Below are 21,365 nucleotides of genomic sequence, written 5' to 3'. Positions count from 1 at the left end.
CTGATACTGAGGGACCGCTATCGGTAACCAAGGAGAATAAGAAATGACCGGCAGTAATCTGGCCTCTCGTTGTTCTGTTTCGCGGACTGCCAATGTCACGCATAGGTGGACGTTAGCGCTGTTGCTGGGGTGCAGTGTGATTGGCACGGCCAGTGCGGCGCCGGAAGATCTGGCACGCCTGGGCAAGGATCTGACCTGTTTGGGGGCTGACAAGAGCGGTAACGCCGACGGCAGCATCCCGCCGTACAGTGGCAAGTGGCTGGGGGTTCCGCCGCATGTCGACTTCAAGGGTACTGGCAACCACCCGGTTGACCCTTACCCGGACGAAAAACCGCTGTTCGTGATCACCGCAGCCAACCTGGCGCAATACAGTGACTACTTGTCCGACGGGCAGAAAGCCTTGTTCAAGCTTTACCCTGCAACCTTCAACATGCCGGTCTATCCGTCGCACCGGGACTTCCGCGGCCCCGACTCGGTGTGCCAGGCGACCCGCGAGAACGCCAGCGTTGCCCGCCTGGTCGATGACGGAGAGGGTGTGGTTGGCAAAACCGGCGGTACGCCGTTCCCGGTACCCCGCAGTGGCCTGGAACTGCTAAAGAACGCCTCGACCTTCACCCTGCGTGCCTGGACCGAGGAATACACCTCCGACAACGCCTACGTGCTCAAGGACGGCAACATCAACTGGGGCCGCGTGCATTCGCGCAACCTGGCGCCGGCACTGGAGCCGGGCAAGATTGGCGACACCGTTGGCAACTCCTCGTTCTACTTGAACGAAACCTTGCTGCCGCAGCGTGACAAGGGCGAGATCAACACCGGTACCGAATTCTGGAACGACAAGACCGAGCCCCGCCAGAGCTGGCGCTACGACCCGGGCACCCGCCGCGTGCGGCAGTCGCCGGGGTATGGCTTCGACATGTCGTTCCCGGGCAGTGGTGGTTCGATCACCGTCGACGAGGTACGTCTGTTCAACGGTTCGGGGCAGCGCTATGACTGGAAGATCGTCGGCAAGCGCGAGATGTACATCCCTTACAACGCCTACCGGCTGCACGCCGCCAACCTGAAGTACGCCGACCTGCTCACCCCAGGCCACATCAACCCGCAGGCCATGCGCTACGAGCGCCACCGCGTGTGGGAGCTGGAAGGCACCCTCAAGCCGGGTTACCGCCATCTGTATGGCAAGCGCAAGTTGTACATCGATGAAGACACCTGGTTCCCGATGCTTGCGGACAACTACGACAACCGTGGCGAGCTGTGGCGTACCTCGATGGTCAACTACTTCTATGCCTACGAAAGCCAGGCACAGCAAGCGGGTGTGGGGCTTTACCACGACCTCAACGCGGGCAGCTACCTGGCCTTCAACCTGATCAACGAGCAGCGCAACGGCTATCAACTGAACAAGCCAGGCTTCAGCCCGCGCGACTTTGGCCCGGAGGCCGCGCGTCGCTTCGGTCAGTAGTGCTTGAGTGGGGCGCCGTTCAGGCGCTTCGCCTGCAGTGTGGTGACAGGGGCGAATCCATCATGGGGTGGCGCGTTGAGAGTCGATCTCGCTTGATCTAGTCCAATTGGAGGATGAGCACCTTGCTCAGGCTGCTCAATGATGTCTGCCATGGATTCACCCTGTTTTTTCAGGGGGTATTGCTCCCCCAGAGTTTCCAACAGAGGAACAACAACAATGACGAAACTCGCTGAACTCTCGATCGAGAACGCCCAGCGTACTCACCGTTATGCCCGTGGCTGGCACTGCCTGGGCGTGGCCGACGATTACCGCGATGGCAAGCTGCACACCCTGAATATCTTTGGCACCCGTCTGGTGGCGTTTGCCAACAGCGAGGGCGCGATCAGTATTCTTGACGCCCATTGCCCGCACATGGGCGCCGACCTGTCCCAGGGCACCATCGAGAACGATACCGTGGTGTGCCCCTTCCACCATTGGAAGTACGACACCACCGGCAAGTGCGTCGAAATCCCTTACTGCAAGCGTATTCCGCCCAAGGCCAAGACCCGCAGTTGGCTGACCTGCGAGGAGAACAACCTGCTGTTCGTCTGGAACAACCCAGAGGGGCGCCCGCCGAAAGACGGCGTGATCATCCCGCACCTGGCCGAGATGGACGATCCCGAGTGGATTCACGACTGGAACATCGACACCATGCTGATCGAAACCAACCCGCGCGAGTTGGTCGACAACCTGGTGGACGCCCAGCACTTCGGGCCTGTGCATGGCACCCCGACCAAATATTTCGCCAACGTCTTTGAAGGGCATATCGGCCGGCAGATTTTCCATGGCGATTCCGAGCGCCTGGGCGGTGACTTGATCGCGCCGTCGGCCTACTACGGTCCTGCTACCCACTTCACTCACCTGAGCTCGATGTTCGGTGACGTTCGTGTGCATGCCATTCTTCTCAACAGCCACGTGCCCGTTACCCCGGACAGCTTTGAGCTGCGCTTTGGGTGCATGGTCAAGCGGATACCGGGCTGGAGCGAGGAGCAGAACCTCGAAGTGGCCAAGGCCTATGTCATGGGTAACCGCGCCTCGTTCTACCAGGACGTGGACATCTGGAAGCACAAGATCCGTATCGACAAGCCGGTACTGGCGGAAAACGACGGCCCGGTGTACCAGCTGCGCGAGTGGTACCAGCAGTTCTTCACCGATGAAGACCTGGTGCCCGCGAGCATGGCCGAGCGTCGCGAGATCGTCACTGTCGACGAGCGCTGAGTTGTAACGGGGCCGTGAACGGCGAGCGGGCAATGCGTGCTTGCCGTTTGACGGGCTCCGGCCAGGGAGGGTGAACCTGTACTTCGTCACGTTGTAACGACGTAGGTCCGAATCAAAGGTCACGAGAAAGCCGACAATGAAAATAAAAAGCCTTCTAGCCTATTCCGTTCCTCTGTTGATCCTGCTTTTCCTGGTGTTCACCGTGCTTGTCTCGGTGCCACCGGAAGCGCACAGTCCCTGGGCCTGCAAGACGTCCCCGGCCTGCGTTGGGGTGACGCCAAGCTTCCAGGGCTGGCCGAACGTGCGCTAACGCCAACGTTCGCACGGCATCTGGCTGATGCAAACAGCACGGGCAGGGCCCGGCGCTGTTCGGCTCGGAGTCAAGGTTCTCCGAGCCTTTTTTCGTCTGTAAACAGCGTTTGTGCGTGAACCTACAGCAGGTTTTCCAGTTCCGGGACGGCCTCGAACAAATCCGCCACCAGGCCATAGTCGGCCACCTGGAAGATCGGCGCTTCCTCATCCTTGTTGATCGCAACGATCACCTTGGAATCTTTCATACCCGCCAGGTGCTGGATGGCACCGGAGATACCGACAGCGATGTACAGCTGCGGCGCAACGATCTTGCCGGTCTGGCCGACTTGCATGTCGTTGGGTACGAAACCGGCGTCGACGGCGGCACGGGAAGCACCGACCCCAGCGCCTAGCTTGTCGGCCAGCGCATACAGGTGCTTGAAGTTGTCGCCGTTCTGCATGCCGCGGCCGCCGGAGACGACGATCTTGGCAGCGGTCAGCTCAGGACGATCGGACTTGGCCAGCTCTTCACCGACAAACGCCGACTTGCCCGCATCGTGGGCAGCGGCAACCGCTTCCACAGCCGCCGAACCGCCTTCTGCAGCAACGGCGTCAAAGCCGGTAGCACGCACGGTGATGACCTTGACCGCAGCGCTCGACTGCACGGTGGCAATGGCGTTGCCTGCGTAGATCGGACGCTTGAAGGTGTCGGCCGACTCAACCGAGATGATCTCGGAGATCTGGTCAACGTCCAGCAGTGCGGCAACCCGCGGCAGGATGTTCTTGCCGTTGGAGGTCGCAGGTGCCAGTACGTGGCTGTAGGCCTTGCCCTGCTCCTGGATGAGCTGCGCAACCAGCGGCGCAACGTTCTCTGGCAACTGGTGCGCGTAGGCAGCGTTGTCGGCAACCAGCACCTTGCTGACGCCAGCGATGTTCGCAGCGGCCTGCGCTACGGCGCCAACGCCCTGGCCAGCAACCAGTACGTGAATATCACCACCGATTTTCGCAGCAGCGGCTACAGTGTTCAGGGTAGCCGGGGCAACGGCACCGTTTTCGTGTTCAGCGATAACCAGGATAGCCATCAGATCACCTTCGCTTCAGTTTTCAGTTTCTCGACCAGTTCAGCCACCGATTTGACCTTGATGCCGGCGCTTCGGTTAGCTGGAGCGTCGACGCGCAGGATCTGTTGGGTAGAGACAGTGGATACGCCCAGGGCGCTCGGGGTGACGGTTTCCAGCGGCTTCTTCTTGGCCTTCATGATATTTGGCAAGGACGCGTAGCGCGGCTCGTTCAGGCGCAGGTCGGTGGTGACGATAGCGGGCAGGTTCAGTGCAACGGTCTGCAGGCCGCCGTCGATTTCACGGGTGACGTTGACCTTGTCACCGGCGACTTCAACCTTGGAAGCGAAGGTGCCCTGGGCGAAACCGCTCAGCGCTGCCAGCATCTGGCCGGTTTGGTTGTTGTCGCTGTCGATGGCCTGTTTGCCAAGAATCACCAGCTGTGGCTGCTCCTTGTCGACAACCGCCTTGAGCAGTTTGGCCACGGCCAGGGAATTGAGCGCTTCATCGGTCTCGACCAGGATCGCACGGTCGGCGCCCAGCGCCAGCGCCGTACGCAGTTGTTCCTGAGCCGTGCTCGGGCCGATGGTAACGACGACGATCTCGGTCGCCAGGCCTTTTTCCTTCAGGCGTACGGCCTCTTCCACAGCGATCTCGCAGAAGGGGTTCAGGGCCATTTTCACGTTAGTCAGGTCGACGCCGGAGTTGTCCGCCTTGACGCGAACCTTGACGTTGTAATCGACCACTCGTTTGACGCTTACCAGCACTTTCATAGCGCTCTCCAAAGGTGGTGCATCGTGATAGCGGGCAGTGACGGCAGCAGTGGGCCGCCCCGCGTGGATCGCGAATCAGATCGCGGTGGGTGGTGCCGACAGAGTGCGTCGGGCAGGCGTTCGTTAGTGTGTTTCAGGGCCGCAGCCGTAATGCCGTGGCGCCGTTTACGATACCGACGCCCCTGCGGTGTCCGAATCGTCCGTTCGGATCAGGTCAGGCCTTGTTTTCTGGCACAATGCCGCCGCCAGCAGGCGGCGTGGCCTTTTTCAGTGCCTTTTCAGTGAGGGTGCCCGCTGGCGGTGGCGCGTACTTCCTTGGCGGTGCAACCGAAGCGTTGGCGGAAGCTGCGGGCAAATTGAGCCTGATCACTGAAGCCCCAACGCATTGCCAGTTCGCCGATGGACAAGTGGCAATAAGGGTCATGCAGGTCTCTGTGCACCGCTTCAAGACGCCGTAGGCGGATCCACTCGCTGAGGCTGTAGGGGGTGGCCGTGAACAGTTTGTGCAGATAACGCACCGACAGCTTGCAGGCGTCAGCGATCATTTGCGGGGCGAGATCCGGGTTGCCCAACTGTTGCTCGACGTAGTGTTCAATACGCTGCAAATGCAGGGCTGCCAGGCTCGAACTTTCGCTGTTGAGTACCCGCTGGTCATCGCGTAGCGCCATCAGCAAGGTTGAGAGCGCTTGCTCCAGCAGCATATGGCGGGCGATATCGTCGCATTCATCGAAGCGTGCCGCGCACATTGCCAGTTGGTCGACGAAGATTCGACCCAGCCCGCGCTTGGCATCGAAGCACAGGCGGGTATAGCGCTCGGCGCCGCGCAGTTGGCCATGCAGGGCGCGTTCGGGAAGCTTGAACACCCACAGGTCGTTGTCGCTGGCGTAGTGAAAGCGGTAGGGCGCATCACCGCGCTCAAAGATAAACCCGCCAGGCTGGCAGTGCAGTACGCGGCCATCCTGCTCGAAGTGCACCTCGCTGCGGCGCGGTACCGTGACCAGGTAGCACGCCTCGCGGTCCTCACTGACCTGGGCCTTGCTGCGTGAGTAGCCCATTTGGGTGGAGCGCAGCCGTGACAGGGTCAACGCGGTGCTTTGGGTTTCCCACACTTGCAGGTTGCCACTGAAACGTGCGCCGGGATCGAAATTCAGTGACAGCGGGAAATAGGTACTGCCGATCGCCGCGGCCCAACGTGCCTGGCGTTCGTTGTCGGGCCAATAGCGGCTGCTGAGTGTGATTGCCATGGCCGATCCTCGTGTCTTTTTTATTGTGAGGACGGTGCCGGGGGTAAGCCCCCGGCACCGTTGCTTTGCCATAATTTGCCAATGCTTAGCTAAGGTCAATCACTGGGCGTCAGCCGGTAGGTAGCCGAAGGCGCCAGTGTGGCTTGCCAGCCCGGTGGCACGACGATGTTGGTCGTCGCTTCCTCGATCACGCAGGGGCCTTGAACCGTGTGCCCGGCCTGCAGTCGATCACCGTTGTACACGGGGGTTTCCTGCCAGGCGTCTTGCGCGTCGAAGAGCATGGCCCGGTGAGCGATCGGGCTGGCCGGATCGAGGTCGGCCTGCACGGGCAATTCCGGCATGGGTGGGCGCTGCAGGCGGGCGATCACCGAGCACTCCAGGTTGACCAGCTCTGCCGGGCTGTCCGGCTCGCTGTAGGAGAAGAGTGCCTTGTGTCGCTCATGGAACGCCGTGCGCAAGTCTTGTAGGCGCTCATGATCCAGCTGATCGCAGTCCAGTTCGACACTGCACTCGTGAACCTGGCCCAGGTAGCGGATTTCCAGGTTGTACAGGCATTCGACCGCATTGCCCGCACTGAAACCGTCATCGCGCAGGTTGTTCAGGCCGCGCTCGCGCAGGGCGCGCAGGGTTTGGTTGAGCAGTGGCAGGTCGACCAGGTCGTCGTCCAGGCGCATGGGCAGGGTGCTCAACTGATCGTAACGGATGTCCGAGAGGATCTGCCCGAACGCGCACAGGCCGGAGGCGACTTTAGGGATCAGTACCACTTTGCTGCCGATTTCCTCGGCCAGGCGCATGACGTGCATGCCCGCTGCGCCACCGGCGCCGATCAAGGCAAAGTCACGGGGGTCGTAGCCGCGTTCGACCGATACCCGGCGGATGCCGCTGACCATGTTCAGGTTGACCAGGGTAATGATACCGATGGCCGCACGCTCGACGCTGATGCCCAGCGGTTCAGCGATCTTGTGGCGAATGGCATCAATCGCCGCTTGCCGGTTCAGGCGAATGCTGCCGCCCAGCAGCGCACCATCGGCCAGGTAGCCGAGTGCCAGGTTGGCGTCGGTGACGGTGGGTTCGACGCCACCTTTGCCGTAACAGACCGGGCCAGGGTTGGCGCCGGCACTGCGCGGGCCAACCTGCAACATGCCAAAGTCGTCCAGGTAGGCAATCGAGCCGCCGCCAGCGCCCAGCGTTTCGACCTGGATCATCGGTACGCCAATACGGTAACGCAGGAAGTCGGTGTCTTTGCTGAAGTTGGTTCGCCCGGACTTGCTCAGCGTGATATCGAACGAGGTGCCGCCCATGTCCACGGTGATCACGTTGTCGATGCCGAACGGCGCCGCCACGCACAGCCCGGCTTGTGGGGCGGATGCCGGGCCTGAGTTGATCGCATTGACCGCGCGCTCGCGCATCACGACACCCGGCGCCAGGCCGCCATTGGACTGGAAGTAGCGGGTGGGTTGTTGCGCACCGAGCTCTTCGAACAGCGCATCGATCCGTTCGATGTAACGGCCCATGACCGGGCTCAGGTAAGCGTTGACCACGGTGGTCGAGGTACGGGTGTATTCGCGAATCTGTGGGAACACCTCGTTACCGGTGCACACGAACACGCCGGGCAGGGCGTCACGAACCATGGCTGCGGCGCGTTGTTCATGGCTGGGGTTGCGCACCGACCAGACGAACGAGATAGCCACGGCCTTGACGTCCTGCTCGCGGAAGTAGTCGATGGCTTCCCGGATGGCGTCTTCGTCAAGCGGGCTGTACTCGCTGCCGTCGCTGAGGATTCGGCCACCGACAGGGCGGCGCAGATGACGCGGTACCAGCATGTGCGCCGGCGGGTAGCTGGCATCGTAGCGGTGGCCATCCTCCTTGTGGCCCAGGCGGATTTCCAGGCTGTCTTCATGGCCTTCGGTGCAGAGCAGGCCGACCTTGACGCCGGTTTTCTCGATCAGGGCATTGAGGGCCACTGTGGTGCCGTTGATGCACAGGTCGCAGTCGGCAATGATCTGCGCCGGTGTGCGGCCGATGGCGTCAGCGATTTGCGCCAGGCCATTGCGGATGGCGAGGGTGCCGTCCTGTGGCGTCGAAGGCGCTTTGAACAACTGAACGTTGCCACTGCGGTCAGCGAGGATGAAGTCGGTGAAGGTGCCGCCGGCGTCGATGCCCAGGCGATATTGCTGCTTAGTCATGGTAAAAGTCTCTGCATTGCTCAAGGGGCATCAATCAGTGTGCGGCGCGGATGGCGTATGTCGCGGCTTCGTCGAGGTTGCCGTTGCTGTCGAGCACCACGCCGTATTCCAGGCGGGCGCCTTCAGGCGACACCAGGCCGTTCAGCACGTCGTTCAATACCGTGGCGACAGGCCGGCGCATGGGGTTGCCGTAGCCACCACCCCCTGGATTGACGTTGATGACCCGTTCGCCCGGCTGGGCAGTCAGCAGTGCGTTGTAGGTAAAGTGGGCTTCCTCACCGTCTACCTTGCGGTGGATCAGGCGGCCAAGCTTGGGTTCGAGCAGGACGTTGGTCGCACCCGCAGCGCCCGCCGTTGGCAGTTGCCGACCTTCACCAAACCCCACCACGGTCATGGCATGGTTCAGTGGCTCGATCTCGATGCGTGTGCCCGAGCCGCCTCTGAATTCCCCGGCGCCACCGCTGTCGGTCATCAGGCTGTAGCGGTGGATCAACACCGGGTAGGAGTACTCCAGCAGCTCGATATCACCGGACATCAGTGCTCCGAAGCAGCACAGCGGGCCGCAGGCCGGCCAACCATCCATTTCCTTGTTCGCACCTGCGCCGGAAATGATCGAGGCCAGCACCATGGTCACGTATTCGTCGTTGCCGTTACGCGGATCGTGACCGGCAATGTTGATGCCGCTGGCGTGGCCCCAGGAGGCGGTGACCCGCTCCGGTGCGGCTTGCTCGAGCGCCTGGCGCACGGCGTCGGCGAGGGTTTCCATGGGCGTGGTGGTGCTGTTGACGTGCGGTGCCGGTTCCTGCGCGTTGCACAGGGTGCCTGGTGGCCCGAGGTCGACGCTGACGCAGCGGTAGAGCCCTTCGTTGTAAGGCGGTGGCACCTGGGCAAACATCATCAGCCCCAGGTACACCCCGGAGACCGAGTTGCCGGCATAGGAGTTGATGAAGTAGGGCACCTGTGGCGGGCTTTCGATCAATACGTGGGCTTCGTCACCGCGAATCTCCACCTGGGCGGTGATCGACAGTTGGCCCAGGCCATGGCCTGAGTCTTCAAGCACCGCCGTACCGCTGTAGATACCGTCAGGTACGTCACGCAGCAAGGCACGCATATGGCGGTCAGCCATGTCTTTCAACTCGGCGATGCAGGCGCGAACCTGTTCCACGCCATAGCGGTCAAGCAGCTCGATCAAGTGCCGCTCGCCGACACTGCAAGCACCGTATTGAGCATTCAGATCACCTTCCTGGTAAGCCCGGGCGCGCATGTTGGTCAGCAACAGGTTGATGACGTCTTCGCGGCGCTGGCCTCTGGACCACAGCTTCACTGGCGGAATACGCAGGCCTTCGGCGTAGATTTCCTTGGCGTCCGGGTTGTAACCGGCCGGTACCGGGCCACCGATGTCGGTCAGGTGGCCTTTGCAGACCGTCCAGAACACCAGTTCCCCTTTGTAAAAAACCGGCTTGTACATGCAGCAGTCGAGAATATGACTGCCGTTGTAGGCAGGGTCGTTGTGATAGATCACGTCGCCTTCAAGGATGTCGTCGCCAAAGAAGCCGGCAACGCACTTCATCGCGGGGATCAGCGACCCCAGGTGTATGGGGATGTCCTGGCCTTGCAGGATCATTTCCGGCAGGTGGTCGAAGAGGGCGTTGGAATAGTCGTGTGCCAGGTTGAAAACACTCGAACGGCCGGTTTTTTCCAGCGTCAGGGTCATTTCCCGCTGCGCGGTTTCGAGTGCGCCTCGCACGACGGCCAGGGTGATCGGATCTACTGTACTCATGGGTCACCAAGAATCTTGTTGTTATCTGGGTGGGGCAGGACGGATGCCTGACCCACGACACAAAGCTACGCGTACCTCGAGGCGGCAGGCTTGTCGCCGCGTGCACTGTTTTTTGATACTGAGGGCACTGGTACTGTCGGGCGGGGTTAGAAGTAGTACCCGATGTTGGTGTAAAGCTGGTTCTCCCATTGATTGCTGCCACCCGCGCCCAGGCTCTGGGTGAAGCTGCTGCCACCGATGTACGGGTCGTTCTTGCCGTGCAGCCATTCCACGGCTATCCAGAGGTCCTTGAGTGAGAACGACGTGCCGAGAATGAAACGCTGGGAGTCATGGAACGCACTGTCGCGCTTGTCGAAGAGGCTGTAGTTGCCGTACAGCTTGATGCCTGACAACCAACCGTACTTTCCGGCGATGTCATAGCTGAGGTCGGTCACATACAGGTCACCCTTGGCCGCAACGTTGAATGTCGCGTCATAGCTGCCGAACGTGACGTACTTGTCGTTACCGGGATTTCTCGGCGTCATGTCCTGGCGTGTGGCCTGCAGTTGAACGCCCCAAGGGCCGTTCTTGCCCAGGTAATGCACGGCCACGGCGTTACGTCGACCGCTGTCATGGGTGTCGCGGTTCTCCAGTTCCGAAGTAAGCGCCGATGCGCCGACCTCCGACTGCCAGTTGCCGAGCTTCAGGTTGCGGGCCAGGCGTCCAACGACAATATTGCGTTCCTGGTTGCTGCTGCCGTCTGCCACATAGGTGTCGGCCTTGGCGACGCTGGTCGAATAGGTACGTCCACCGCGGCTGGTGCCCTGGCCCTGATCAATCGGGCGCAGGTAATAACCGGCCTGCAGGTTCCAGTCCGGGGTGTTCTGGATGTACTTGATGCCCAGGTCCTGAATGTCCTCCAACCCGATCACATTGCCCAGCGATTCAAAGAAGGGGCTGCCGAAGTAGGGCTGCAAGCCAAACGGAATGTGGTTCAGGCCGACCTGGACCTGTTGCGAATCGTTGAATTTGTAGCCTAGCCAGGCGTACTCGGGAAAAGAGATGTCGCCGATGCTGTCTGTGTAGGAAAAGGGATAGGCATCTCCGTAGAAGCGGTATTTCGCCGCGCCTATCCAACTGCTGGAGGTGTAGGTGGCGGTCAGGAAAAACGTATCGAAGCTGATTTTTTCCAGGTCTTGATCCGGGTCGTAGTCAACACGCGCACGGATGGCGCCGCCAATATCCAGGTTTTCGTTGATGGCCACGGCAAAGGCGGGAGCGCCGTACAGGGTCAGCAGTTGTGCAAAAACTGCAGCCGTCACCGTGCGATAGTTCACTGAACGCATGTGTATGTCCTTGGGTCTTATTGTTGTTTTAGGCGCGTAAAAAAGCCGAGCCGCAGTCATCCCGCGGCTCGGGGAGGTAAAGCGCTTTCAGGTGCTGAAAAGGGGGGGTGAAGTGGCTGTCAGGAACAGTGCGGTCGCACGAACCAACTGCGTTTGGCACTGTTGAGCAACAGCCAGTAGGCAGCAAAGGCACTGATGAACGTCACCGGGGCAGAAAAAGTGGCGAGCGTGGCGCTGCCCGAGTTGAGCAAGAGAATCCCCAGCCCGGCGGCGAAGAACCAGGCGCCAAGACCGCAAGGGTTTATCGCGCTGACACGTTCCAGTTCATACTCGATCTTGCCGTCGAACAGTTGGTGGTACTTGGGCGAGAAAATATGCGCCAGTGCAATCGCCACCCAGGCCACGACAAAGATGCTCTGGTAGGCCAACGCCTGCAGGATGTAGTCGAACACATTCAAGCGCATCAGTGCGTAAACCAATGCCCCGACTGCGACTGCCCACGCGATGTAAGGCACCCTGGCCAAGCCCAGGCGGCCAAAGAAGGCTTGCATGTTGGTCGCCGCCAGGAAGAAGTTTGCCGAGTTGATGCGGGTTTGGCTTACCCAGACGAAAATCAGGCCCCACACACCCATCAGCTCGACGATCGCCTTCACGACCGAAACTTCTGTCAGCCCTCCTGGCGTAGGGATCGTCCCGGCAATGAAGATTCCCACCAGGCCGTTGATGAGAAAGGTAAAGGTGTAGAACGGCAGGCCGAAGTTGAATCGGCTATGGAAGGACACGTCCTGCTTACGGCCGAACCGGGCATAGTCCCAGGTGTACATCATCAGGATCCATACGCCCATGAAGTAGCTGAAACAGTGCCACCAGCCGTTTTCCACCGGGCCGCTTGCCGGCCCCATGTGCAACCACGCCGAACTGTAGCCGTATTCGGCGATGGTCATGATCACCAACGCAACCAGGCCCACCAGGTAAAACGGCAACAGCACCCCGTTGAGCTTGTCCATCCAGTTTTGAACGCTGCCGAAGATCAACGGCACGCTGTACAGCACAACCAACAGGTAGGCCTGATTCAACGACATTGACGACACGTAGTCATGAATGGCGATGGCAATGACCGAACCTTCAAAGACGCTGTAGTAGGTGGCCGTGGCGAAGAAGATCAGTGTGGCAAGTGTTGCACCGGTTCGCCCGAACAGCACTCGGGAGAAAAGCGCTACCGAAAGCCCGGTTTTCATTGCATAGCGGGAGATGACGGTGTTGATAGCGGCATAGGCGATGACCGACAGCACCAGGCCGATAATGGCCTGCTCAGTGCCGAAGGTCATGGCCAGCGTGGCCGAGACCACTAGCCAGAACATTGCACTGCAGATGCCCCACCAGGCCATCGTTAGCGATAGTTTACTGAGGCGGTGCGTGTCCGGAACGGCAAAAGCGGTGCAGTCGGTACTGTCGACCTGTTTGGGGATGGGTGTGGCCATGGCTCTTCTCTTTATTGTTGTATGAAGAGTCGCGATTATAAAAAGGCTCATCCGCTCAATAATTGTGCTTGGCTGCACTGTCTTTTGCAGGTCAGCGCATTGAGAACCTGTGGAGCATTGGCTTGCCAACGATGCAGGCGCCGCGCACTCACTGACACCCCACCGACGCCATCGCAGGCAAGCCAGCTCCAACAGAGCCCACGCAGCCTGTAGGAGCCGGGCTTGCCCGCGATGCAAACGCCGCGAACTTACTGTCACCGCGCCGACGCCATCGCAGGCAAGCCAGCTCCAACAGAGCCCGCGCAACCTGTAGGAGCCGGGCTTGCCCGCGATGCAGACGCCGCGCACTTACTGACACCCCACCGACGCCATCGCAGGCAAGCCAGCTCCAACAGAGCCCGCGCCAGCCTGTAGGAGCCGGGCTTGCCCGCGATGCAGCCACCGCGAACTCACTGACACCCCCCCGACGCCATCGCAGGCAAGCCAGCTCCAACAGAGCCCACGCAGCCTGTAGGAGCGGGTCTTGCCCGCGATACAGTCGCTGCGTACTCACAGGCACCCCCCCGACGCCATCGCAGGCAGCCAACTCCAACAGAGCCCGCGCAGCCTGTAGGAGCCGGGCTTGCCCGCGATGCAAACGCCGCGAACTCACTGACACCGCGCCGAGGCCATCGCAGGCAAGCCTGCTCCAACAGAGCCCGCGTAACCTGTAGGAGCCGGGCTTGCCCGCGATGCAGACGTCGCGCACTCACTGACACCCCCCCCGACGCCATCGCAGGCAAGCCAACTCCAACAGAGCCCACGCAACCTGTAGGAGCGGGCTTGCCCGCGATGCAAACGCCGCGAACTCACTGTCACCGCGCCGAGGCCATCGCAGGCAAGCCAGCTCCAACAGAGCCCGCGTAACCTGTAGGAGCCGGGCTTGCCCGCGATGCAGACGCCGCGAATTCACGGGCACCCCACCGACACCATCGCAGGCAAGCCTGCTCCAACAGAGCCTGCGTAACCTGTAGGAGCCGGGCTTGCCCGCGATGCAGACGCCGCTAACTCACTGACACCCCACCGAGGCCATCGCAGGCAAGCCTGCTCCAACAGAGCCTGCGTAACCTGTAGGAGCCGGGCTTGCCCGCGATGCAGCCACCGCGAACCCACTGACACCCCGCCGAAGCCATCGCAGGCAAGCCAGCTCCAACAGAACCCGCGCAAGCTGTAGGAGCCGGGCTTGCCCGCGATACAGACGCCGCGCACTCACTGACACCGCGCCGAGGCCATCGCAGGCAAGCCAGCTCCAACAGAGCCCGCGCAACCTGTAGGAGCCGGGCTTGCCCGCGATACAGGCGCCGCGGACGTGCTGACACCGCGCTGAAGTCATCGCGGGCAAGTCCCGCTCCTACAGGAAAAGCAGTGTTCTGTGGGGATCGCTGTGGGATTCAGCCTGGAAAAACAAACCCCCGCTAAAAAGCGGGGGCTTGTCGTTCACGTGCCTTCCTGGCGTATGACGGTGACTTAGCGGCTGGCGTTGAACCAGTGCTCGGTCTCGTCAAGCGAACGGGCAAAGCGCTCGACGATCAGGCGGATCTCCGCTTCGCTGGAAATCAACGGCGGGCAGAAGGCAATCGCATCACCCATGTTACGGGTAATCATGCCGTGCGCCTGGGCGCGACCGGCCAGGAAACGTCCCAGTTTGCCGGTGACCTCGAACGGGGTCTTGAGCTCGCGGTCGGCAACCAGTTCGACCGCCGCAATCAGGCCAAGGCCACGGATTTCGCCCACCCGTGGGTGGTCGGCGAATTGGTTCAGACCCTCATGAAGAATCGCGCCCATGGCCGCAGCATGCTCGACCAGGTTCTGTTCTTCGATGATCTTCACGTTTTCCAGCGCAACCGCCGCCGCAACCGGATGGCCACTGGCGGTGAAACCATGCCCAAGGGTGCCCAGCGAATGGCTTTGGTCAGCAATGCCCTGGTACAGCGCATCGTTGATCAGGATCGCCGAGATCGGCTGGTAGGACGAAGACAGCTGTTTGGACAACACCATCACGTCCGGTTTGATACCGAAGGTCTGGCTGCCGAACAGGTTGCCGGTACGGCCGAACCCGCAGATCACTTCGTCAGCGACGACCAGTACGTCATATTTGCGGCAGACGGCCTGGATCTTTTCCCAGTAGGTGCGTGGCGGCACAATGACGCCACCGGCACCCATCAAGGGCTCGCCATAGAAGGCGGCGACGGTTTCCGGGCCTTCACGCAGGATCAGGCTTTCCAGCTCGGCGGCGAGACGGTCGGCAAACTGTTCTTCGGTTTCGCCTGGCAGCGCATGGCGGTAATGATGTGGTGCGCCGACGTGGAAGAAGCCCGGCAACGGCACGTCAAAGCCGCGCTGGTTGGCCGGCAAGCCGGTCAGGCTGGCGCTGACGATGGTGATGCCGTGGTAGCCGTTGAGGCGGCTGATGAACTTCTTCTTGGCCGGCTTGCCAATGGCGTTGTTGCGGTACCAGATCAGCTTGACCACGGTATCGTTGGCTTCGGAGCCCGAGTTGGTGAAGAACACCTTGCTCATCGGGACCGGCGCCATTTCGATCAGCTTGTCCGCCAGCTCGATGCTGGGGGCATGCGCCTTGTGGCTGAACAGGTGGTAGAACGGCAGCGTGCGCAATTGCTGCTCGGCGGCCTTGATCAGGCGTTCGTTATTGAACCCCAGGGCAGCGCTCCACAGGCCGGACATGGCCTCAATGTATTGCTTACCCTGGTCGTCATACACATAGATGCCTTCGCCGCGCTCAATGATCAGCGGGCCAAGCTCTTCGTGCATGCGGGCATCGGTGTAGGGGTGCAGTTGATGCTGGACATCTTTTTCAGCCAACGACAGTGTTTGCTTGCTCATTCGTCAACACTCATCAAATAGGTAAATGGACCTGTCAGCGCCCCAGCGCGACAGGGATGCCACCTTGTGCGGTAGCCAAGGCCTTGGCTTTGGCATGGCGACGGCTGACCAACAAGCCCGAACAGACCACCAACAGGCTCAATACGCCGGTGGAGATGACTTCAAGCTGATGATCGGGACGGAACAGCATCACGATGAGCACGGCGCTGATGAACAGGATCACGCCCCAGGTCAGCCACGGGAAAAGCCACATGCGGTAGTTGAGCGTCTTGCCTTCGGCGATCAGCTTCTTGCGCATACGCAGTTGCGAGATGGCGATGACCAGATAGACCAGCAGGGCAATGGTGCCGGAGCTTGCCATCAGGAAGCCGAATACCTTGGAGGGCACCAGGTAGTTGGCGATGACCGTCAGGAACGCCGCGCCGGTAGACAGCAACACGGCATAGATCGGTGTGCCGATGCTGTTGGTGTAACGGGCGCAGGCCGGTGCTTCACCACGTTTGCTGAGGGAGAAGAGCATGCGCGAGGCGGTGTACAGCGAGGAGTTCAGGCAGCTGGTCACCGAGGTCAGTACGACCACGTCGATCAGCAGCTTGGCGTGCGGAACACCCAGGATTTCCAGTACGGTTACGTAGGAGCCTTGGGAGGCCAGGCGCGGATCGTTCCAGGGTACCAGGGCTACGACGATGAAAATCGACAGGATGTAGAACAGCGTAATCCGCCAGATCACCGAATTGGTGGCCCGGGAGATCTGCTTCTCGGCCGCGTCGGATTCGGCGGCCGCAATGGTCACCACCTCGGCGCCAAGGAACGAGAACATGGTGATCAGCATGGCACTGATGACTGCGCCGAAGCCGTTAGGCATGAAGCCGCCATTGTCCCACAGGCGCGAAACGCCGCTGACCGGGGCATCGGGCAGCAGCCCGAAAATGGCGCAGGCGCCCAGGGCGATGAAACCGACGATGGCGAGTACCTTGACCAATGCGAGCCAGAACTCGAATTCGCCATAGTTCTTCACGCTGGCCAGGTTGGTCGCGGTCAGCACCAGGGTGATGATCAGGGACAGTACCCAGATATCCCACTCGGGCACCCAGGTGTTGATGATGGTGGCGGCGATGTTGGCTTCGATCGGAATGATCAGTACCCAGAACCACCAGTACAACCAGCCGATGCTGAACCCCGCCCATTTGCCGATGGCGCGGTCTGCATAGGTGGAAAACGAACCGGTATCCGGCGACGCAACGGCCATTTCGGCGAGCATGCGCATCACCAGCATGACCAGAATGCCGGCAAAGACATAGGCCAGAACAGCCCCTGGGCCGGCTTCGGCAATCGCACGTCCGGAGCCGACGAACAGCCCGGCGCCAATCACCCCGGCAATCGAGAGCATGGTGACATGACGGGATTTAAGCCCGTGACTCAAGTTGTTTTTATGTTTGTTGTTCATGGTCTTACCTTTTTAACGCGATGTCGTTGCCCGCGTGAACGCAGGGCGGCCGCTGCACGCGTAGTGCGGCCACCCTGCTGTTTCGTGTTCACGTGGGCAACGACAAGTGGAGGTCTTACGCCAGTTCGTTGAAGCACTCACCGATGATCGTCAGACCGCGAGCAAGGTCCTCGTCGCTGACGGTCAGAGGTACGAGGATGCGCAGGACGTTGTAGTAAGTACCGCACGACAGCAGGATCAGACCTTTCTCGCGAGCGAGGGCAACAATCTTGCCGGTCAGTTCAGCGGCCGGCTTGTGTACGTCACCACCTTCACACAGCTCCACGGCAACCATGGCGCCGAGGGTCCGCACTTCAAGAATGCTGGAATGCTGCTCAGCGATCTTGCGCAGGCCGGTGCCGAGGATCTCGCCCACGGCCTTGGCACGATCCAGCAGGTGCTCTTGCTCGAAGGCTTCGATGACGGCCAGGGCCGCAGCACAGGACACAGGGCTGCCGGCATAGGTGCCGCCCAGGCCACCTGGGGCAACGGCGTCCATGATTTCGGCCTTGCCCGCCACGCCCGCCAGTGGGAAACCACCGGCGATGGATTTGGCGAAGGTGGTCAGATCGGCGGCGACGCCCATCTGTTCCATGGCGAAGAAGGTACCGGTACGACCGGCGCCGGTTTGTACTTCGTCAGCGATCAGGACGATCCCGTGCTCGTCGCACAGGGCGCGCAGGCGCTGCATGAAAGCTTTTGGCGCGACGTTGAAACCGCCTTCACCCTGTACCGGCTCCAGAATGATCGCGGCGATATCGCTCGGCTGGGCATCGTTCTTGAAGATGCGCTCGATGCTGGCGATGGCCTCGTCGGTAGAGATACCGTGCAGTTCATTCGGGTACTGGGCACGGAAGATGCCGCCTGGCATCAGGCCCATGCCAGCAGAGTAGGGCACTACCTTGCCGGTCAGCGACAGGGTGTAGTGGGTACGGCCATGGTAGGCGCCGGTGAAGGCGATGACACCAGTACGGCCGGTGGCAGCACGGGCGATCTTGATGGCGTTTTCGACGGCTTCAGCACCGGTGGTGACCAGCAGGGTCTTCTTCGCGAAGTTGCCTGGTACCAGCGTGTTGAGTTTCTCGCACAGTTCGACGTAAGGCTTGTAGGCGAACACGTGGAAGCAGGTGTGGGTCAGTTTGGCTTGCTGTGCTTGCACGGCAGCCATGACTTTTGGGTGCAGGTGGCCGGTGTTCAGCACGGCAATGCCGCCTGCGAAGTCGAGGTACTCACGGCCTTCGACATCCCAGACAGTAGCGTTTTCTGCGCGCTCGGCGAAGATCTGGTGGATCTGCCCGACGCCACGTGGGATGGCGTCCAGACGACGTTGCTGCAGCGATTGGTTGGTGTCGCTCATTATTACCTCATAAACCGCAACGGGTTGCGGTCTTGTCCGATGTAGAAAGGAAAGGTTCAGATACCGATGCAGAGGTACTTGATTTCCAGGTAGTCCTCGATGCCGTACTTGGAACCTTCACGGCCCAACCCCGAAGCCTTGATGCCGCCGAACGGGGCCACTTCGTTGGAGATGATGCCGGTGTTGATTCCGACGATGCCGTATTCCAGGGCTTCGCCGACACGGAACACCCGGCTCAGGTCACGGGCATAGAAGTAGGACGCCAGGCCGAACTCGGTGTCGTTGGCCATGGCAATGACTTCGGCCTCGTCCTTGAAGCGGAACAGCGGTGCCAGTGGGCCGAAGGTCTCTTCCTTGGCTACCGCGGCGTTACGCGGCACGTCGACCAGAATCGTCGGCTCGAAGAAGGTGCCACCCAGTGCATGCGGCTTGCCGCCCGCAACGACGCGAGCGCCTTTGCTCACGGCGTCGTCGATGTGCTCCTGGACTTTGGCCAGGGCCTTGGCGTCGATCAGCGGGCCGGTGGTGATGCCATTTTCCAGACCGTTGCCGATGTTGAGCTTGGCGACGGCTGCGGTGAGTTTTTCGACGAAGGCGTCGTAGACACCGTCCTGAATGTACAGGCGGTTGGCGCAGACGCAGGTCTGGCCGTTGTTGCGGTATTTGGAAATCAGCGCACCGTCGACAGCCGCGTCCAGGTCGGCATCGTCAAATACGATGAAGGGGGCGTTACCACCCAGTTCCAGGGAGACTTTCTTGATGTCCTTGGCGCATTCGACCATCAGCTGGCGACCGATTTCGGTCGAGCCGGTGAAGGTCACCTTGCGCACGATCGGGTTGCCGGTCAGCTCGCCACCGACTTCACCCGCGCTGCCAGTGACAACGCTGAACACGCCTTTTGGAATGCCGGCGCGCTCGGCCAGTTCAGCCAGTGCCAGTGCCGAGTAGGGGGTCTGGGAAGCAGGCTTGAGCACCATGGTGCAACCGGCGGCCAGTGCCGGGCCGGCTTTGCGGGTGATCATTGCCGAAGGGAAGTTCCACGGGGTGATCGCTGCCGTTACACCAATAGGCTGCTTGAGCACCATCAGGCGCTTGTCGACCTGATGCCCAGGAATCATGTCGCCGTAGATGCGCTTGGCTTCTTCACCGAACCATTCCAGGAACGATGCAGCGTAGGCGATCTCGCCTTTCGACTCGGTCAGTGGCTTACCCTGTTCCAGGGTCATCAGACGGGCCAGGTCTTCCTGGTTGGCCATCATCAATTCAAACCATTTACGCAGCTTGACCGCACGTTCCTTGGCGGTCAATGCACGCCAGGCCGGCAGCGCGCGGTCCGCGGCTTCGATGGCACGACGGGTTTCGGCCGCGCCCATCTTCGGCACGGTGCCGATCGTTTCGCCCGTGGCCGGGTTAGTGACCGTGATGGTCTGGCCGTTGTCGGCTTCTACCCAGGCGCCGTCGATGTAGGCGTGTTGGCGAAACAGTTTCAAATCGTTGAGTTGCACGTTGAGTTCCTCGTTACTTGGTCGCGGCGGATGCCGCTGCCACGGCAGGCCGGGCGGTGTTGGCGGGCTTGACGAAGCTGGCGCCCTGACTGGAAAGCTGTTCGCGTACCTTGTCGACGATGTGGGCGCCGATAGGGATGGCCGAGGTCGCGGCAGGAGAAGGCGCGTTACACACGCTGATGCTGCGTTTGGTGTTCACGAACAGGAAGTCGTCGATCAACTTGCCATCCAGCGAAACGGCCTGCGCGCGCACACCGGCCGGGTAGGCGGTGAGGTCGCTCTTGACGATGCTCGGGCAGTACTTCTGTACTTCTTTCAGGTAGCCACCCTTGAACATCGAGTTCTTCATCTCGATCAGGCCCGGGCGCAGGTTCTTCATCAGTACCTTGAGGATGCCCGGGGTCGTCAGGGTTTCGAACAGGTCGGGAATCGAAATGTCGGTCTTGCGATAGCCTTCGCGCTTCATCGCCAGCACCGCGTTCGGCCCGACAGTGACGGTGCCATCGATCATCCGGGTCAGGTGTACGCCGAGGAACGGCATGGACGGGTCCGGGATCGGGTAGATCAGGTGGTTGACGATCTGGTTGTGCTGCTTGGGCAGCAGGTAGTACTCGCCACGGAACGGGCAGATGATGAAGTTCGGCTTGACCCCCAGCATGCGCACCACGCGGTCGGCCATCAGGCCCGAGCAGGTGATCAGGAAGCGTCCGTGGTACTCGTGGCCGTCGGTGCGCACCAGCACTTCATCCGCACGTTCGTCGATACCGTTCACTTCACTGTTGTAGCGAATTTCGCCACCGGCCGCTTCGAACTCGCGGCCCATGGCGGCGGTCACTTGTGCGTAGTTCACGATGCCGCTGGACGGCACGAAGATGCCACCCATGCCGACAATGTTCGGCTCGCGCTCGCGCAGCTCGTCAGCACTCAGCCACTCGCGTTTCAAGCCATTGGCTTCGGTGCGGTCCCACAGCGCACTCATGCGCTGCATTTCCAGCTCGTTGGTTGCCACCAGCAGCTTGCCGCACTCGTCATAGCGGATGCCGTGCTTGTCGCAGAACGCCTTGGTGGCCTTGTTGCCTTCCAGGCAGAAGCGCGCCTTCAGGCTGCCGGGGGTGTAATAGACACCGGCATGAATCACGCCACTGTTATGGCCGGTCTGGTGTTTGGCCGGGCCGGATTCTTTTTCCAGCAAAAGGATTTTTGCGTCGGGGTAAACCTGGATCAGTTGCATGGCCGTGGACATACCCACGATGCCGCCACCGATGATAATGAAGTCGTACATA

The 21,365-nt window shown here is 61.0% G+C and carries 14 protein-coding genes; 2 read left to right on the top strand and 12 right to left on the bottom strand.

What is annotated here, in order from left to right; translation table 11 throughout:
* The first annotated feature begins 43 nt into the window (after positions 1-43).
* The gene (locus CS390_RS14245) at positions 44-1,456 is read left to right on the top strand and encodes a DUF1329 domain-containing protein (RefSeq protein WP_256587492.1); all 1,413 of its coding nucleotides are present in this window, start codon (positions 44-46) and stop codon (positions 1,454-1,456) included.
* Positions 1,457-1,672: 216 nt separating this feature from the next.
* Positions 1,673-2,713 (top strand): Rieske 2Fe-2S domain-containing protein, encoded by a 1,041-nt coding sequence (locus tag CS390_RS14240; protein ID WP_099775128.1) that lies wholly within the window; start codon positions 1,673-1,675, stop codon positions 2,711-2,713.
* Positions 2,714-3,144: 431 nt separating this feature from the next.
* On the opposite strand, the gene CS390_RS14235 is transcribed toward CS390_RS14240, so the two are convergent.
* From CS390_RS14235 to lhgO, 12 genes are all read right to left on the bottom strand, one after another.
* Positions 3,145-4,086 (bottom strand): electron transfer flavoprotein subunit alpha/FixB family protein, encoded by a 942-nt coding sequence (locus tag CS390_RS14235; protein WP_099775127.1) that lies wholly within the window; start codon positions 4,084-4,086, stop codon positions 3,145-3,147.
* Positions 4,086-4,835, bottom strand: coding sequence for an electron transfer flavoprotein subunit beta/FixA family protein (locus tag CS390_RS14230; protein ID WP_099775126.1), 750 nt, complete (start codon positions 4,833-4,835; stop codon positions 4,086-4,088). Before CS390_RS14230 ends, CS390_RS14235 begins: the two co-directional genes overlap by 1 nt.
* 278 nt (positions 4,836-5,113) lie before the next feature.
* Positions 5,114-6,079 carry a helix-turn-helix domain-containing protein gene (locus tag CS390_RS14225; RefSeq protein ID WP_099775125.1) on the bottom strand — a complete coding sequence of 322 codons (966 nt, stop codon included), beginning with the start codon at positions 6,077-6,079 and terminating at the stop codon, positions 5,114-5,116.
* 95 nt (positions 6,080-6,174) lie between these two features.
* Entirely contained in the window at positions 6,175-8,265 is a 2,091-nt protein-coding gene (locus tag CS390_RS14220) for a hydantoinase/oxoprolinase family protein (protein WP_099775124.1), read from the bottom strand.
* A gap of 34 nt (positions 8,266-8,299) precedes the next feature.
* Positions 8,300-10,045 (bottom strand): hydantoinase B/oxoprolinase family protein, encoded by a 1,746-nt coding sequence (locus CS390_RS14215; RefSeq protein ID WP_099775123.1) that lies wholly within the window; start codon positions 10,043-10,045, stop codon positions 8,300-8,302.
* Positions 10,046-10,191: 146 nt separating this feature from the next.
* Complete coding sequence (locus CS390_RS14210) at positions 10,192-11,370, bottom strand: hypothetical protein (RefSeq protein WP_065760556.1); 1,179 nt, start codon at positions 11,368-11,370, stop codon at positions 10,192-10,194.
* Between the two features lie 119 nt (positions 11,371-11,489).
* Positions 11,490-12,851: a cytosine permease gene (locus tag CS390_RS14205; RefSeq protein WP_099775122.1), complete on the bottom strand. Its 1,362-nt coding sequence runs from the start codon at positions 12,849-12,851 to the stop codon at positions 11,490-11,492.
* Between the two features lie 1,506 nt (positions 12,852-14,357).
* The gene (locus tag CS390_RS14200; RefSeq protein ID WP_099775121.1) at positions 14,358-15,734 is read right to left on the bottom strand and encodes an aspartate aminotransferase family protein; all 1,377 of its coding nucleotides are present in this window, start codon (positions 15,732-15,734) and stop codon (positions 14,358-14,360) included.
* A gap of 34 nt (positions 15,735-15,768) precedes the next feature.
* Positions 15,769-17,181 (bottom strand): GABA permease, encoded by a 1,413-nt coding sequence (gene gabP, locus CS390_RS14195; RefSeq protein ID WP_099775120.1) that lies wholly within the window; start codon positions 17,179-17,181, stop codon positions 15,769-15,771.
* A 115-nt stretch (positions 17,182-17,296) separates the two neighbouring features.
* Positions 17,297-18,577, bottom strand: coding sequence for a 4-aminobutyrate--2-oxoglutarate transaminase (gene gabT / locus CS390_RS14190; RefSeq protein WP_065761892.1), 1,281 nt, complete (start codon positions 18,575-18,577; stop codon positions 17,297-17,299).
* Positions 18,578-18,633: 56 nt separating this feature from the next.
* Entirely contained in the window at positions 18,634-20,082 is a 1,449-nt protein-coding gene (gene gabD, locus CS390_RS14185; RefSeq protein ID WP_099775119.1) for an NADP-dependent succinate-semialdehyde dehydrogenase, read from the bottom strand.
* 13 nt (positions 20,083-20,095) lie between these two features.
* On the bottom strand, positions 20,096-21,364 hold the full coding sequence (lhgO, locus tag CS390_RS14180) for an L-2-hydroxyglutarate oxidase (protein WP_065761768.1): 1,269 nt from the start codon (positions 21,362-21,364) through the stop codon (positions 20,096-20,098).
* Between the last annotated feature and the right edge of the window lies 1 nt (position 21,365).

It is taken from the genome of Pseudomonas sp. HLS-6, assembly GCF_002753995.1.
Lineage (GTDB): Bacteria > Pseudomonadota > Gammaproteobacteria > Pseudomonadales > Pseudomonadaceae > Aquipseudomonas > Aquipseudomonas defluvii.
Note: the sequence above shows the minus strand (reverse complement) of the source record. Positions and strands in the feature narration are given on the sequence as shown.